The organism is Bradyrhizobium sp. CCBAU 65884, from assembly GCF_028128835.1.
In the GTDB taxonomy this organism is placed as follows: domain Bacteria; phylum Pseudomonadota; class Alphaproteobacteria; order Rhizobiales; family Xanthobacteraceae; genus Bradyrhizobium; species Bradyrhizobium ottawaense.
Window position 1 is genome coordinate 220,958 of record NZ_LBJU01000128.1, and the last position, 14,438, is coordinate 235,395.

General features: G+C 65.2%; 15 protein-coding genes, 1 tRNA gene and 1 pseudogene. 7 read left to right on the forward strand and 10 right to left on the reverse strand.

Annotated elements, in window-relative coordinates; translation table 11 throughout:
* Window positions 1–73 precede the first annotated feature (73 nt).
* Window positions 74–550: a hypothetical protein gene (locus tag XI03_RS30400; RefSeq protein ID WP_271594174.1), complete on the forward strand. Its 477-nt coding sequence runs from the start codon at window positions 74–76 to the stop codon at window positions 548–550.
* 156 nt (window positions 551–706) lie between these two features.
* Window positions 707–781: transfer RNA gene (locus XI03_RS30405), tRNA-Thr, on the forward strand.
* A gap of 105 nt (window positions 782–886) precedes the next feature.
* Here the strand turns inward: XI03_RS30405 and XI03_RS40600 are convergent.
* The 4 genes and pseudogenes from XI03_RS40600 to XI03_RS30420 all read right to left on the reverse strand — a co-directional run.
* Window positions 887–1,327 (reverse strand): annotated as a pseudogene (locus tag XI03_RS40600) (GFA family protein); the annotation flags it as partial.
* Between the two features lie 84 nt (window positions 1,328–1,411).
* Window positions 1,412–3,244, reverse strand: coding sequence for an outer membrane protein assembly factor BamB family protein (locus XI03_RS30410; RefSeq protein WP_271594175.1), 1,833 nt, complete (start codon window positions 3,242–3,244; stop codon window positions 1,412–1,414).
* Window positions 3,245–3,343: 99 nt separating this feature from the next.
* On the reverse strand, window positions 3,344–4,057 hold the full coding sequence (locus XI03_RS30415) for a class I SAM-dependent methyltransferase (protein WP_271594176.1): 714 nt from the start codon (window positions 4,055–4,057) through the stop codon (window positions 3,344–3,346).
* A gap of 288 nt (window positions 4,058–4,345) precedes the next feature.
* Window positions 4,346–6,043 (reverse strand): methyl-accepting chemotaxis protein, encoded by a 1,698-nt coding sequence (locus XI03_RS30420; RefSeq protein WP_212475366.1) that lies wholly within the window; start codon window positions 6,041–6,043, stop codon window positions 4,346–4,348.
* Between the two features lie 237 nt (window positions 6,044–6,280).
* Between XI03_RS30420 and XI03_RS30425 the strand changes: the two genes are divergently transcribed.
* Entirely contained in the window at window positions 6,281–6,481 is a 201-nt protein-coding gene (locus tag XI03_RS30425; protein WP_038950518.1) for a hypothetical protein, read from the forward strand.
* A 3-nt stretch (window positions 6,482–6,484) separates the two neighbouring features.
* On the opposite strand, the gene XI03_RS30430 is transcribed toward XI03_RS30425, so the two are convergent.
* On the reverse strand, window positions 6,485–6,751 hold the full coding sequence (locus XI03_RS30430) for a hypothetical protein (protein WP_131233057.1): 267 nt from the start codon (window positions 6,749–6,751) through the stop codon (window positions 6,485–6,487).
* Here XI03_RS30430 and XI03_RS30435 point away from each other — a divergent pair.
* On the forward strand, window positions 6,750–7,124 hold the full coding sequence (locus XI03_RS30435) for a hypothetical protein (RefSeq protein ID WP_271594177.1): 375 nt from the start codon (window positions 6,750–6,752) through the stop codon (window positions 7,122–7,124). The two genes, XI03_RS30430 and XI03_RS30435, sit on opposite strands and share 2 nt — an antisense overlap.
* Before the next feature lie 405 nt (window positions 7,125–7,529).
* A complete protein-coding gene (locus XI03_RS30440) occupies window positions 7,530–7,784 on the forward strand; it encodes a hypothetical protein (RefSeq protein ID WP_028141090.1) in 255 nt (84 codons plus the stop codon).
* A 27-nt stretch (window positions 7,785–7,811) separates the two neighbouring features.
* On the opposite strand, the gene XI03_RS30445 is transcribed toward XI03_RS30440, so the two are convergent.
* The 4 genes from XI03_RS30445 to XI03_RS30460 all read right to left on the reverse strand — a co-directional run bounded on the left by XI03_RS30445 (window position 7,812) and on the right by XI03_RS30460 (window position 10,340).
* The gene (locus XI03_RS30445) at window positions 7,812–8,054 is read right to left on the reverse strand and encodes a DUF6719 family protein (protein WP_028141091.1); all 243 of its coding nucleotides are present in this window, start codon (window positions 8,052–8,054) and stop codon (window positions 7,812–7,814) included.
* A 252-nt stretch (window positions 8,055–8,306) separates the two neighbouring features.
* Window positions 8,307–9,014: an outer membrane protein gene (locus tag XI03_RS30450; RefSeq protein WP_028141092.1), complete on the reverse strand. Its 708-nt coding sequence runs from the start codon at window positions 9,012–9,014 to the stop codon at window positions 8,307–8,309.
* A gap of 286 nt (window positions 9,015–9,300) precedes the next feature.
* On the reverse strand, window positions 9,301–9,735 hold the full coding sequence (locus tag XI03_RS30455; RefSeq protein WP_179879913.1) for a hypothetical protein: 435 nt from the start codon (window positions 9,733–9,735) through the stop codon (window positions 9,301–9,303).
* Between the two features lie 212 nt (window positions 9,736–9,947).
* Window positions 9,948–10,340, reverse strand: coding sequence for a His-rich protein BRANT (locus tag XI03_RS30460; RefSeq protein ID WP_271594178.1), 393 nt, complete (start codon window positions 10,338–10,340; stop codon window positions 9,948–9,950).
* Window positions 10,341–10,590: 250 nt separating this feature from the next.
* Here XI03_RS30460 and XI03_RS30465 point away from each other — a divergent pair, with 250 nt between their 5' ends.
* The gene (locus tag XI03_RS30465; RefSeq protein WP_028141095.1) at window positions 10,591–11,133 is read left to right on the forward strand and encodes a tetratricopeptide repeat protein; all 543 of its coding nucleotides are present in this window, start codon (window positions 10,591–10,593) and stop codon (window positions 11,131–11,133) included.
* A 106-nt stretch (window positions 11,134–11,239) separates the two neighbouring features.
* Window positions 11,240–12,622, forward strand: coding sequence for a serine hydrolase domain-containing protein (locus XI03_RS30470; RefSeq protein ID WP_271594179.1), 1,383 nt, complete (start codon window positions 11,240–11,242; stop codon window positions 12,620–12,622).
* 51 nt (window positions 12,623–12,673) lie between these two features.
* Here the strand turns inward: XI03_RS30470 and XI03_RS30475 are convergent, their stop codons facing one another.
* Entirely contained in the window at window positions 12,674–14,242 is a 1,569-nt protein-coding gene (locus tag XI03_RS30475; protein WP_271594180.1) for a S10 family peptidase, read from the reverse strand.
* Window positions 14,243–14,438: the final 196 nt, after the last annotated feature.

The window sequence follows — 14,438 nt, forward strand, 5'->3', positions numbered from 1 at the left end:
ATCCACCGGTTTCATCGGAACGTCCGGCGCCGCAAGCGTTTAGCCCCCGTCAACAAAATGGGAGCCAACAACCATGAACATCAAACTTCTTGGAGCGACGACGATTGCGGCGACCATGCTGGCAGGCTCTGCCATGGCGCAGGCCGTCGTCACCAATCCCGGCCGCTGCTCGGCGCAATTCCCCAACGCCAATTGCCAGAATCTCGGCCCGGGAAATCCATACACCGACAGCGGATACCGTCAGCGCCGCGTGTCCTATCGTCAGACCAATGGCGACTGGAATAACGATTGGAACAGGAGCCGCACCGGCTTCTGGCCGACCGACGTCGCAGCCGGCGTAGCCGGCGCCGCGATCGGCACCGCGGGCGCGATTGCCAGCGCGCCGTTCCGCGCCTGGGACAATTCCTACGCCTACGACAATTCGTGGGACAACCGCGGCTGGGACAATCGTGGCTGGGACACCCGCACCTACGCCCAGCGTAACGGCTTCGTATGTACGCCTGGCACCTGGTTCAAGGGCGCAGACGGCCGCCGGCACATCTGCCAGTAAGGCGATCTAAATCGATGCGAGAGATCAGGCGGCCTCCGGGCCGCCTGATTCATGTTCGCGGCGACGGCCTTTCCGGTTCTGGCACTTTCCGATCAAGTCTGGTATTGCGGCGCGCAACGGGTGGACACCCCGGCCCATGCCGGCCCTGCCCGCGTCGCCGGCTTAGCTCAGCGGTAGAGCAGCGGTTTTGTAAACCGAAGGTCGGGGGTTCAATCCCCTCAGCCGGCACCAGCATCTGGCGTACAGGTCTCGGCTCGAATGCTTCGGCGCGCTGCCTTGCTGGAAGTGCTCGGCACCTGACATCTCCACCCAGCCATGCTTGGACTGCTCGAACACCGATCTGATCGGCGGCGGAAAATCCGGATTTGCGATCGCGCCGACGGCAACGCCGATCATCCCCGGCAGATTCTCGGCTTGCCAATAGACGGTCGAACCGCAGTCGGGACAAAAATAGCTGCGGACCTTGCCGCCGCTCGCGGCTGTCCGAACGTACTCCTTTGACGGTCCCGCGATCGTGACAGCGTGCGCCGGATAGAACGCACCCACGCCGAACGGCGCGCCGGTTCGTCGCTGACAGTCGAGGCAATGACAGGCGACGACGAGCTGCGATGGTCCCGGCAGCGACAGCGAAAGAGCACCGCAGCGGCATCTGGCATCGATCATCGAATTTGCTCTCCCTGCTGGACGGATGCGAATTGAAAAGGCGACCCGTGCCCCGGACGCAGTGCAGCGCCTCTTCGGCGATGCGCTGCAGAGCCGGGGCCTATCGCGCCGCATTGCTGTGGGCCGCTTCTGGGTCCCGGCTCTGGCGCAGCAACGCTGAAAGCGTTGCAGCGCGTCCGGGACACAGCGGCGAAATTCTCACTCCGTTCCCACCTCGAACGCCAGCAGCACGTTGCCGGCGACGCCGCTCCATTGGCCGTAGCCGGAATTGGTGTAGAGCATGCCGCCGGCGATGACCGGCCCGGGACCGTCGATTGCGCCGCCATGGGCGGGGACGCCGTTCACGGCCTTGAAATCCTGCGCGGTGTCGAACTGCCAGAGCAGCTTGCCGTCGGTGGCATAGGCGCGCAGGAAGCCGCTGACGCCGCCGGAGAACACCACGCCCGGAATCAGGCTCACCGCTGCCGAGAGCGCGGGGCTGCATTTGGGGCGGTCGCCGCAGGCGACCGGCGGCACTTCCATGGCAATCTTGCCGCTGACGAGGTCGAGGCCGAACAGGCCGCCGCCTTGCGTGGAATCGAGTTGCCGCGTGCCGTCACGCATGAAGCGCACGTCGGAGTTGGCGACATAGATGCGCTCACCGTCCGCGGCCGAGCCCCATTCGCTGCCGCCGAGCGCTCCGCCCTTCCCGATCCGGGTCTGCCACAGGATCTTGCCGCCGTCGTCAGGATCAAGCGCGTGCACGACGCCGGACTTCTGCGCGATGACGAGCACGCGCCTGCCATCGCGCAAGGTCACGAGGATCGGCGACTGGCCGAAATCGTGATCGGGTCCGTGATCCTCCGGGCAATTGGACTTGTCCGCGGTGAAGCACGCCACGACGAAGGCATCCTTGGGCGTGGCCTGCTGCTTCCAGAGCAGCTTCCCGGTCCCAAGCTCAAAAGCGAGGATCGCATCGGCGGTTGCCGCCGGCGGGTTCGAGTAGGAATTGCTGGTCGCCACATAGACGGCATTGCGCTTCACATCGATCGTCGGCGCCGACCAGATCGCAGCGCCCGACGGACCGAACAGCTGCGTGCCCCTGGCATTCTTGCCGGTGGGATGCGGCACTTCCGGAATCGTATAGGCCTGCCAGACCAGCTTGCCGGTCGCGGCGTCGAGCGCCACCACGCTGCCGCGGAAGGTGCAGCATTCGTAACTCGCCTGCGAGCCGGCGGCTTCCTCGAGCGAGGACACCGGCACGTAGAGCACGCCGGAATGCAGCGTCGGCGCGCCGGTGATGCGCGCGGCGGCATGCTCCTCGACCTTCGTCTTCCAGATCAGCGCCCCGGTCAGCGCGTTCACGGCATAGGCGTTGGCGCGCAAATCGCCGAAGAAGATCGCGAACTGGTCGGAGCCCGGAAGTGGTGCAAAGCTGATCGCGGCCCGCACCGCCGCATCGATCGCCAGCGTCCACAGCGTGCAGCCGCTGCGCGCGTCGAGCGCGTGCACCTTGCGATCGGTGCCGCCGATGAACAGCATTCCGCCCACGATGGTCGGCGGCGCAAACGACACCGAGGCGCCGGGGAATGCATAGGCCCATTTCAACCGCAGGCGCGGCACCTGCTCCGCCGTCAGCCCCGCCATGTCGGCGGGCTGGAATCGGCTGTTGTTGGTGTCGACGCCCCATCCGTTCCAGCGCGGACCGTCAAGGGCTTGCGGAAAACCGCTGGCCTGCTGCGTACAACGGCCTTCCGCGTCGGCCGCAACGCCGCCGGCCGCGATCTTGCCGGTGACGAAAGACGCGATCGCGCGGCGTTCCGCGTCGCTGCGATCCTTTGCCATCGCCGCCATGCTGCCGGAGGTCAACGCCGCCAGCACATGATCGAACGACATCGCCTGCATGGCGCCGCGGCCCGGCACGCGGGTCTGCACATCGCCGTCGTGGCATTGCGCGCAATGCGCGGCATAGAGTGCTGCACCCTCCTGCTGTGCCAGCGCCGGCGCGCTGCACCAGATCAACAACGCGGCCAGGACAGCACATGCTCTCATGGTAGGCTCCGGCAGGTCACCGCGATACGAGATCGCTACACAACCCAAAGTCTATCGCCGGGGCGAGCGCGGACGCAATGGACGTTCTGCTCGCAGCTGTCACACATCCGTGGCCGTGCGGACGCGATCCGGCAACTCATCCAGCCGCCAGAGCCCGAGGCTCTTGTCGCGCCAGCCGCCATCGCCCTCCTCGCAGCGCTCGTCGATCAATTCGCGCGGCACCGGCCAGTCGAACGGCGCCTTCGACATGTTGAGCGCGCGCCAGTCGCCATCCTCGCAATCGCAATTGTCCTCCCACTCCGGAAACGTCGTGACGAGCAGGAATTGCGCGCCGCTCTCGCGAAAGCGGGCGATCGCGCGGGCGATGTTCTGAAAACTCAGATGCACGAGGCAGTCCCGGCACAGGATCAGATCGGCACGCGGCAGTGCATCGCGCGTGATATCGGCCACCAGGAATCGGCCGGACAATTCGCCGCGCGCCGCACGCGCGTTGTTGGTCTCGATCAGCGACGGGACGATGTCGATGCCGATATAGTCGAGGTCGAGCTTGACGCGGCCGATCCAGCCGGCATCGCCGCAGGGCGCATCGAGCAGCGCGCGCGCGCCGAGCCGTTGCAGCAGCGAAGGAAGCGCCTCCCGGATCGCGGCGGTGGCCGTGTCCTCCGAGCCGAGGCCCGACACCGAGCGGGCCGCGCCCCAAAGGTTCGTCCGCTCGATCCGCTCGAACCGTGCGGCGAGATCTAGCCCTGAGAAATTGTCGCGGTCGGCGACGAAGCGTTCGTGGGCGAGCACGGGAGGACGATTGGAGATCATCAGCAAGCCTCAAATCAAGTCGCATGCCAATACGACAGGCGGAGCGTCGCATTCAAAACTGCGAGCCTCCGCCGCTCAATCCGGATTCTGCCATACCGTCACGACAGATTGGATCGGAATTCAACATGAGGTAGCATGCGCATGCAATGCGTCCCGCCTCGCTCCGAGAAGGCCAAGATCGTCGCTGGCGCGGTGGCCGCCGTCGTCATGACGGCCATGCTGTTCGTGTTCGTGCTCGGTTTCCTGCTGGCGTGATCGAGGGCGCGGCATGAAAGCCGCCGCGCACACTCAGGCCGTGCGCACCGTCCGCAGGAATTTCCCGACCTCGTCCTTCAGCCGGTTGCTGTCGGTCGCCAGCATCTTGGCGGTCGAGAGCACCTGCGAGGAGGCCGAGCCGGTCTCGGCTGCGCCGCGCTGCACGTCGGTGATGTTCGAGGAGACCTGCTGGGTGCCGTGAGCGGCCTGCTGGACGTTGCGCGAGATCTCCTGGGTGGCGGCGCCCTGCTCCTCGACGGCCGCGGCAATGGTCGAAGACACCTCCGACAGCCGCTCGATGGTCACGGAGATATCGCGGATCGCGTTGACGGATTCCTGGGTCGCGGTCTGGATGCCGGAGATCTGCAGACTGATCTCGCCGGTCGCTTTCGCAGTCTGCTCGGCCAGCGTCTTCACTTCGGACGCGACGACCGCGAAACCGCGGCCGGCCTCGCCGGCACGCGCCGCTTCGATCGTGGCGTTCAGCGCCAAAAGGTTGGTCTGGCCGGCAATCGTGTTGATCAGCTCCACGACGTCGCCGATCCGCGTCGCGGCAACCGAGAGCTCGCTGACCCGCTCCGTCGTGGTGCGGGCCTGGGTGACGGCTTCGCCCGCCATCCGCGCGGATTCCTGCACCTGCCGGCTGATCTCGTTGACCGAGGAGGACAGCTCCTCCGTGGCGGTCGCGACCGACTGCACGTTGCCGGTGGCTTCGCCGGACGCGACTGCGACGACCGAGGTCAGCTCCTGCGCGCGCTGCGCGGTGGTCGCCAGCGTCGAGGACGACGCTTCGAGCTCGGTAGAGGCAGATCCGACCGTCTCGATGATCTCGCCGACGGCGCGTTCAAAGCCGTCGGCGAGGTTGACCATGTCGCGGCGGCGCTGCTCGGCAGCCTGCTTCTCGACTTCGAGCTGCGCAGCCTTGAGGCGCTCGACTTCCAATGCATTGGTCTTGAACACTTCGACCGTCTTGGCCATGTCGCCGATCTCGTCGCGCCGGTCCTTCTCGGGCACCTCGGTCTTGAGATCGTTGCGGGCAAGCCCCTCCATGGCGAGCTTGAGCCGGGCGATCGGCTGCGACATCGCCTTGAGGCCGATGAACAGCGCGATCGCAATGCCCAGGATCAGGCCGCCGGCGCTGACGCCGATCACGGTCCAGGTCGCGGCGTGAGCGTCGCGGCTGATGGTGTCCTTGCGCTTGGCCACGGCCTGGGTCGTCTCGGTCGTGAACTTGGCGATGCGTGCCAGGGCCGCATCGAGCACGGGATCGCACTCCTTGTGCGCGCGTTCGGCTGCCCTGGCGTTCTCTTCCGTGCTGCTGGCCTGTGAGCCGGCCTGGAGCACCGGATCGCAGCCGGTGAACGCAGCTTTCAGCTGGTCGCCGATGCCCTTCAGCTCGCCGGCACGCGATGGGTCGTCCTGCTCGGCCGCATCGAGGAATTGACGAATTTCGTCGCGGTTCTGGGTCGCGGTCTTGAGGCGTTTGGCGTTGCCTGCTTCGGTTGCCTCGGTGAAGATCGCATAGAGCGCCGCGTGGTAGGTCTCGGCGCGGCGCTGGGCGCGGGTGAGGTTGAGAGCGGAAGATTGCGCGGCGGAGAGCTCGCCGAAACCGTCGACGGTCGCGGAGAGTTCGCGCACGCCAAAGGCCGCGACGGCGATCATCGCACAGCCCATCACGGTCACGATCAGCGCGACCTTCCAGACGATCTTCAGATTGTTCAAAAAGCTCATCGCAGCCGTCCCAATGATTTTCTGCGCCTATCCCGGCGTGCATTGGAACCGGCGGGCGTTAAGATTTAATGCAAATTGAGGGCGTCATCTTACGGAAAAATAACCCTTTTGAGCCCTCGCCGTAAGCTTCGCGTAAGCTTCGACCGGTTGCGCGGGCGATCCCGACATTCCAGACGGGAACCGCGCCTCGGCGTCGGCCGTTGTTGGCCCATGCGGATCAGGGAAGAAAACCGAAATATGTTTCTGCTGGCGACCGTGACGCTGTGCTGTGTCGCCGTGGCCGGGACATTGATGTTGTTCGAGCCGATGCTTGGGTCGGCCCCCGAAAAGCGGGTCGCCGAGACAGCCGTGATCGACGACACCCGGACGCCGGTTCAGACACCGGTCCGGGTGGTTGGCGCACCGTTCGAGCCCAACGTCAATCCGCGCCAGCGATAGCGCTCACCTCGGCGACGCCTGCGTGCCCTCCTCTGGCCGGCCATGCGCACGCGCCAATTCCTCGACGAACGCGATCACCTCCGCCCGCTTGTCGGGCGGCAGCGACAAGAACGCGCGGATGAGCCTCAGGCCCTCCACTTCGTCCGACCGTTCTTTTCCGGAATCCATCTGCCTATTTTCGGGCGACCGGGAAAAATATGCAATCCTTTGTTTACCGCCTTGATTCGCCGCAGCCGCTTTGCTGGAATGGGACCGGCTGAGGTGGATCATGAAATGGATCGTGGAACGTGACGCGCTGATCGCGCAGACACTGGCCTTCGTCCAATCGGTGACCGGCAGGAAGGATGATGTCCTTCAGCCGGAAGAGACCCCGGTTGCCACGACAGCCGCGGTCGAGATCGTTGCCGTGGAGGCCGCCGCGGTCGAGATCGAGCTCACGCAAGCTCCGGTACCGCCCCCACCCACTCCTCCGCCGCCACCGCGGGCGATCGGTGATTTCCGCACCGAGATGCAGGCCCGCATCGCCAATTTCCGCAAGCATCAGGAGCGGTTCGAACGCGAGCGCGAGGAATATTGTGCCGAAACCCTGACCAGATTGCGCGCCGCCATCCACGACGCCCCGGCCCCACCGGCCAGAAAATAACGCGCCACCCCCATCGCAGGGGCCTACAGCCAGGACCACACCAGCCAAAGATTGGCCGCGCAGGCGCCGAATAACGCCAGCGTCAGCGGCAGGAGCATGTGCCCGCAGGAGGTCTTCAGGTCGCTCGTCATGGCGGAAAACATCCGCTGATTCCGCCAAACGAGTCCCAAGGATTCTTTTTTTCGCGATTCAGGACTCGTTAAGGACTCAAGTCCCGGCTAAAGCGCGATGCGATGAGGATGAATCGTCATCGCGCTTTAAGTTGTTGTTTAAGCATGATCTTTTCGGAAAATCGTTGCTCGCTTTCCGGATCATGCTTTAGCTTGGATCACGGGCCCGTGATCGCCAGCCCCCCGGAACCCCCGGCCCGTGAGGTCGTTAATGCGCTTTCCGGGAGCGGGAAGAATGCCCTACGCCTTGTTCTGCAACGACGCCCAGATCAGCAAGGCCTATCCGAGCGAATCCGACGTCTGGAAGCTCGCTTATCGGAGCGGTCTGGTCGTGGACATCAGCGCCGACGAGGAGCGTCCCGGGCCACGCCGGGTGCTCGACAACGACTACGAGATTAAGCCCTGCCGGGTCGCCCAAGGTGAGGACCCCGCCCAAAACAAGGCCGAGGCCGACCGCCAGTCGACGATGGAGCTCGAGCTGAATTCGTGAGGTCCGGCGGCGGAAGCCGCAAAGCGGTCAGGGCGTTGCGGTTGCCAGCGAGGCCTGCTCACCGGCCAGCGCCACGCAGGCCTTGCGGCGATGTAGCCCGCGGATCGCGCCGGTGACCTTGAGCACCTTGCCCGACGGGCAGGACGCGTCCTTGACGAAGGCCACCTCGTAAGGTGCCAGCATCAGAGGCTCGGATTTGAGGATTGTCTGTGCAGAGCACGGCAGGCCGACAAAGCACGAGAGCACCACCGCCGACACCAAGATACGCATGACCGTCGTCCCACCAGCCCGGTAATTCTCATATAACGCTTTCCGGAGCGCGAGTTCCGTAAGCGGCAAAAATTATTTTTGCTTTACCCAAGTCCCATGACGCGCGTGAGAAAGCGCCCGCCGGAATGTTTTCCTGCAAATGACGCGCCAGATGGTTCACGCAAAGCAAACATGGGGCCGACAGGCAAGAGGCTGACAAACGAAAGGCCGGCGGGAAGCCGGCCTTTGTCAGAGCGTGGTCGCGGTAGAGGGTCAGTAGCGCGAGGCTGCCGGACCGCCCCAGCCGAAGCGGTAGTTCACACCGACCTTGACGGTATGCTCGTCCTCCCGGCCGCGAACGCCGACGATGTCTGCCGGACCGGAGGTGAAGGTGGTGCTGCCGAAATTGTAGTACTGGTACTCGGCCTTGGCCGACCAGCTCGGCGCGAACATGTATTCGAGGCCGGCGCCGACGGTGTAGCCGTCCTTGCTGTTGCCGGTGGTGGTGAAGCCCTGCGGCACGCCTGCGACATTGACGCCCAGGCCGCCATTGCGCCAGGCGTAACCGCCCTTGGCATAGAGCAGCGCCGGACCCCAGGTGTAGCCGATGCGGCCGGTCACCGACCCGAGCTGGTCGGTGTTGGAGGTCACCTGCGTGCCCAGCGGGAACGTGACGCCGTTGTTGTTGGTCGGCAGCCAGGAATACTGGGCCTCGATACCCACCACCCAATTGGGCGCGAACTGGTAGTCGAAGCCGCCCTGCACGCCGCCGAGGAAGCGGGCGTCGCTGGACTGGAAGCTGCTGTCGCCGGCGAACGCGCCGCCGACATGGCCGCCGATGTAGAAACCGGTCCAGTTATAGATCAGCTGCGGCGGCGTGTAGGCCGGGGCCTTGGCGTAGGTGCGCGGCTGCATGTCCGCGGCGGCGGCCGGCGCGGCCAGCGCAAGCAGAGCAGCTGCACCCAGCAAAATCGATTTCATGATCATCCCCGTTCTTTCATTTGCGACACTCAGGAAACAACGTGGCGTGAATTGGGTTGCTTCGCGGCGATGCCGGAACGTTGATCGCTCGTGACTGTGACGGAGGGGCAACAACGCGATTTTGTTCCGTCACGTCGTCCTGCACCGACTATTTTGTCGTCTGCGCAGGGCCTGCCGTAACAATTTGTCGCGAGGTCGAACCACCCCGTTCAAAGCTCGCCGAAATGTGATCCAGCGGCTCCGGCAGTCATCGTTCTAACACCCGGCGATGAAGGCGGGCTTTGCGCTACCGCGTCATCTTTTCCAGTTCCGGAAAGGGTACGTAAACCGCGCCGGCGCAGAGCTCGCTCGTGCGGTCGACGACGCGGTCCGCCCGTCCGTTGACGAAGATCACAGCGCGTTCCCGCATGGCCTTGTAGCTGCCATCGGTCTCGCGCGGGGTGAAATGCAGACAGCTCACATAGAACTGCCGGCCGCCGACCTCGCGCTGGACCGGCTCGGCCATGCTGGCCTCGCGCACGCCGACCGGGTTGTTCAGATAGGTGCGCATCAGCGCCAGGATGTCGCCGCGGAAATTGTCGGGAAACGGCTGCGGCCCTCCGGCCTGGGTCCCCCCGATGATGGTCGGACGATCACCGTCGCTGCCGAAACACGCCGCGAGCGCCAACGGCAATAGCAGGACCGATGCCAAGCTCGCCGCACGTTTCGCCAATCGCCCCACAGATCCCGCTCCCGCTCGAACAGACTAAGGGGACGTTCTAGCCGCAAGGTCGTGCAAAGGGAATTCGCGTCCCCGGGGCTTTGCGACGCACGCACCGTCCCGCCGCCGGGCGTCTCGCGCTTTCGCGCAAGGCGCCGAGACGACGGGCCGGGTCTGAAGTCCTGACGCGGCGGCGGGGCAATGCTTGGGATGCCGCCGCGCAGGATCAGTCGTTAGCTGCGCTTCTCGGTGGTTGCCGGCTTGGTGAGGTCCGGCTGCGCCTTCAGCGACTTCTTCGCCGACAGATGCTTGTGGTGATGGCGATGCGTCCGCACGGTCTTGTGCTCGTCGGGCGTGACCGCTGCGTTGGCATTCAGCGCCTTCGACTTGGTATCCACCTTGGCGTCCGCCTTGACGTCGGCGGGCTTCACGTCGCCGGCCTTCGCGTCGGTCTTGGCATCGGCCTTGATGCCGGTGTCCGGTTTTGCGGCGGTGGTCGAGGCCTTGGTCTGGCTCTGGTCCGCCTTGATCACCGGGGCCGTGGTGGTCTTGCCGGCCTCGGCAGCGAAGGCCGGGGCTGCGATCACGGAAGCGGCGAGCAAGGCTGCGGAAATGGTCTTCAACATGGTGGTCTCCTCTTGGAAGGATCTTGAGGCGGCGCCCTCTCGCCTCCCCTTCGATCGTGGGTGGGAGCCTAGGGGCGGCGCGCTGAACCCTGTCTGAAGCCCCCTGCAGGCTTCCGTTCATCTCGATGACAAGTTTGTCATCTGCGCCCGGGCGAATAGATCGTGCGAAGCGGGAATGTTTTCGCCAGACGGGTGTTCCGGTCTTCGGGCAATCGTGTAGGATCGCCACGTTCCATTCGGGAGAATTTAGATGCGCAAACTCTCAATGCTTGTCGTGCCGGGATTGGTCGCCATGTCGCTGGCGGCCGCGCCGGTGCTGTCCAGCGCCTATGCCGCCGGCAGTGACGAGCCCTCGCCGCCGCCGAAGTCGGACTCCTCGTCCAAGAAGGGCAAGAAGAAGAGCTCTTCCGTCAGCGATCCCAAATTCCTCGCCGCCTATCGCACCGCCTACACGGCGATCTACGACAACCACGACTACACCGGCGCGATCGATCAGCTGAAGTCGCTCAAGCGCGACGACGTCGCCGACGTCGCCAATCTGATCGGCTACTCCTATCGCAAGCTCGGCGACTACCAGTCATCGAAGGTCTATTACGAGCTGGCGCTGAAGGACGATCCGAACCACGTCCGCACCTGGCAGTATTACGGCCTCTGGCAGCTCGAGCAGGGCAACCGCGAACAGGCGCAGTATCATCTGAACAAGATCGCCTCGCTCGCCGGCACCGACAGCTCCGAGTATCGCTCGCTTGCCACGGCGCTCGACAAGCCGACCGGCGCGACGCTCGTCTACTGAGACAATCGCATCTTCGACCTCGCGAACGGGCACAACCTTTCGGTTGTGCCCGTTCGGCTTTCTCGGCTAGCCTCTCGCATCGATTTTCCCAGCAAATTGGTGTGCAATGGACCCGTGGCTGCGATCCGCGATCGACTACATCGGCTCCTGGATCGAATTCCAACTGACGACAATCCAGCAGCCAGGCGTCATCGTCGCATTCGCCCATCGCGGCGAGATCGTCGCCGAGCATGCGTTTGGCCTCGCCAATCTCGACACCGGCGAGAAGCTCACCCCGCGCCACCGCTTCCGCATCGCCTCCCACTCCAAGAGCTTCACCTCGGCCGGCATCATGAAGCTGCGCGAACAGCGCAAGCTCCGGCTCGACGATCCGGTCGGCCAACATGTCGGTGGCCTGCATCCGCGCGTCGCCGAGACCACGATCGCGCAGGTGCTATCGCACAGCGCCGGACTGACGCGCGACGGCGCCGATTCCGGCCAGTTCATCGACCGCCGTTCCTATCTCGACGCGAGAGAGTTGCTCGCGGAATTGAAGCTGCCGACCGCGATCGAGCCCGGCACGCGCTTCAAATATTCCAATCACGGCTTTGGCCTGCTCGGCCTCGTCATCGAAGCGGTGACCAAGCAGCCCTACTCCGCCTGGATCAAGCGCGAGATCATCGAGCCCGCGGGCCTGCGCGAGAGCGAGCCGGACGCGCCCCTTCCCAAAGGCGCATCGTTCGCGCGCGGCCATACGCGAAAGCTGCCGTTCGGCGAACGATGCGTGATCCCCGGCGACAATCCCGCGCACGCGATGGCGTCCGCTGCAGGCTTCGTTGCGACGGCCGGCGACACCGCACGCTTCTTCGCGCAGCTTGCGCCCAATGCGAAGAAGAGCGTGCTCTCGGTCGCAAGCCGCCGCGAGATGACGCGACACCATTGGCGTATCCCGCAGGGCTTCGAGGGCTATTACGGGCTCGGCGTCAATGCCGGCAAGACCGACGGCTGGGACTGGTTCGGCCATGGCGGCGGCTTTCAGGGCTACATCTCCCGCACCTGCGCCATTCCCGCTTGCGAGCTCACGATCAGCATCCTCAGCAACTCCATCGACGGCGCGGCACCGTTCTGGATGGACGGCGCGATGCAGATCTTGCGCGTGTTCAAGGCGCGCGGCACGGCCGACCGGCGCCTGCGCGACTGGACCGGCCGCTGGTGGACGATCTGGGGTGCGAGCGACCTCGTGCCGATGGGCAATCGCGTGGTCGTCGCCAATCCGCAGTTCAACAATCCGTTCATGGATGCCGCCGAGATCGAGGTCACCGGCCGCGACACCGGCAAGCTCGCCTGGGCTGCGGGCTATTCCAGCCATGGCGAGCCGGTGCGCCGTATCCGCGACAAGCGCGGCAGGATCAGCGAGGTCTGGATCGCCGGCGCCAACGTCAAGCCTGCGCGCGTCGTGGCGAAGGAGATCGCCCGTCGATATAAGCCGCGCAAACGGCGGCCTCTTTAATCGGAGCATGATCCTATCGGAAAACCGCTATACACTTTTCCGGATCATGCTCTACTCCCTGATCAGCGCCTCGACCTCGCTGCGAAACGCCTGCCGCGAGCCTCCTTGCGAATAGAACATGTGGCCGCCGGGGTAGACGACGAACTTCACGCGCTGCGTTGCGAAGGCCGGCATCTGATCGAGCACCCGCTTCGTTCCGAAATAGGGCGTGGCAAGGTCGAACAGGCCGTGCGCGACCAGCACGTTCAGCTTGGCATCAGTGGCGAGGATCTGGCGCAGCTCGGACACCGATTGCGGCGGGTTGATGCCACGGCCGAAATCCCAGTGACCTTCCACGGTGCCGTTCAGGACTTCATAGGAGCCGTCGGGCCGCCAGTTGAGCTTGCGCGAGAGCACGTCGACCGCGGCGCTCGTCAGCGGCGCCTGGAGCGCGTCGCCCGAGGGGTCGCCGAACCGCGAGCTGCTCGAATCCGGATAGGGATCGAAGCCGCGCACCGAGGCATCGTAACGTCCCGTCACCTTGCCGTTCTTGCGGTCGAATTCGCGGCGGAACTCACCGACGTCGAAGCGGCCGGCGAGCCGGCGGCTCACCGCCTGGTCGATGCCGGTGAGCGCGGCGACCTTGTCGGCAAGACGATTGGTGGCCTCCTTGTCCGCCTCGCCCTTGACGAGGTCGGCCAGGAATTCGCCGCGCGCGTAGGCCTCGACGTCTGCGAGATCGGCGCGCTTGACCGGCCCTTTGGCCTCGCGCGCCACCGCCACATAGCTCGGCAAGGTCGCGACATATTGCAGGAGGCTGGTGCCGGTGAACTCGCGGAAATCCAACAGCGGCGACACCAGGATCAGGCCCTTGACGCCGACGCCGTGCTGGAGCTGCAACTGGCGCACCACCTTCGGCCCACGAATGCCGCCATAGCTCTCGCCCGCGACGTATTTCGGCGAGGTCAGCCGGTCGTGCTTCTCGAGCCAGCGGCGGATCACCAGCGCGATCGCGTTGACGTCGCCGTCGACGGAGTAGAACGATTTTCGTGCGTCCTCGCCGCTTGCAATGAAGCGGCTGTAGCCCGTGCTGACGGGATCGATGAAGACGAGATCGGTGAAATCGAGCCAGGTCTCCGCGTTCGGCTTCACCTCGGGCGAGGCTGACGGCGACAGCCCTTCGCCGTCGAGCGGCAGCCGCCATGGACCGGCCGCGCCGAACTGGAGCCACGCCGAGGACGCGCCGGGCCCGCCATTGAACAGGAACGTGACCGGGCGCGTGGCACGGTCGGCGCCGTCGAGCTGGTAGGACGTATAGGCGATGTCGGCCAGCGGCTCGCCCTTGCCGTCGAACACCCGGATGGAGCCGGCGGTCGCGGCGAAATTGAGGGTGCGGCCGGGCAGATCCAGCTTCTGCTTCGTGGTGGAATCCGGGGGGAGACGGTGCGGCTCGGCCGCGGACGGCGAGGCCTGCGTCGCGCTTTGCGGATTGGCGGCGCGCCCACCCTTCTGTGCCGCCGGCGATGCCGCCTCGGAGCGCGGCTGCGGCGGATCATCCGCGCGCGCGACACTCGCGAGCGCGGCCGCGGACACGGCCAGCGCGAGCCCGGTTCGTCGCAGCGTCGGCAAGATCGTGAACATGATCGTTCTCCCTGCCCGGCTGTCACAGCCGGCGCGCATCGAACTAGCGCGGAATTGCGACGCTTTGCGGGATCACCGGTCCGATGGGCAAGTAAGGCGCGCGGGCTGGCTCAAATCAACCCGTTTTGTTCTCTGGATCGACAATCGCCCGTTTGCCTTGAGAGGCGGTCATCCTCGACAATGGAGCCCCAGGTCG

Bases quoted from the DNA above. Each gene is read 5' to 3' on its own strand.
- XI03_RS30400 (WP_271594174.1), top strand. From the start codon at position 74: ATGAACATCAAACTTCTTGGAGCGACGACGATTGCGGCGACCATGCTG.
- XI03_RS30410 (WP_271594175.1), bottom strand. From the start codon at position 3,244: ATGAGAGCATGTGCTGTCCTGGCCGCGTTGTTGATCTGGTGCAGCGCG.
- XI03_RS30415 (WP_271594176.1), bottom strand. From the start codon at position 4,057: ATGATCTCCAATCGTCCTCCCGTGCTCGCCCACGAACGCTTCGTCGCC.
- XI03_RS30420 (WP_212475366.1), bottom strand. From the start codon at position 6,043: ATGAGCTTTTTGAACAATCTGAAGATCGTCTGGAAGGTCGCGCTGATC.
- XI03_RS30425 (WP_038950518.1), top strand. From the start codon at position 6,281: ATGTTTCTGCTGGCGACCGTGACGCTGTGCTGTGTCGCCGTGGCCGGG.
- XI03_RS30435 (WP_271594177.1), top strand. From the start codon at position 6,750: ATGAAATGGATCGTGGAACGTGACGCGCTGATCGCGCAGACACTGGCC.
- XI03_RS30430 (WP_131233057.1), bottom strand. From the start codon at position 6,751: ATGATCCACCTCAGCCGGTCCCATTCCAGCAAAGCGGCTGCGGCGAAT.
- XI03_RS30440 (WP_028141090.1), top strand. From the start codon at position 7,530: ATGCCCTACGCCTTGTTCTGCAACGACGCCCAGATCAGCAAGGCCTAT.
- XI03_RS30445 (WP_028141091.1), bottom strand. From the start codon at position 8,054: ATGCGTATCTTGGTGTCGGCGGTGGTGCTCTCGTGCTTTGTCGGCCTG.
- XI03_RS30450 (WP_028141092.1), bottom strand. From the start codon at position 9,014: ATGAAATCGATTTTGCTGGGTGCAGCTGCTCTGCTTGCGCTGGCCGCG.
- XI03_RS30460 (WP_271594178.1), bottom strand. From the start codon at position 10,340: ATGTTGAAGACCATTTCCGCAGCCTTGCTCGCCGCTTCCGTGATCGCA.
- XI03_RS30465 (WP_028141095.1), top strand. From the start codon at position 10,591: ATGCGCAAACTCTCAATGCTTGTCGTGCCGGGATTGGTCGCCATGTCG.
- XI03_RS30470 (WP_271594179.1), top strand. From the start codon at position 11,240: ATGGACCCGTGGCTGCGATCCGCGATCGACTACATCGGCTCCTGGATC.
- XI03_RS30475 (WP_271594180.1), bottom strand. From the start codon at position 14,242: ATGTTCACGATCTTGCCGACGCTGCGACGAACCGGGCTCGCGCTGGCC.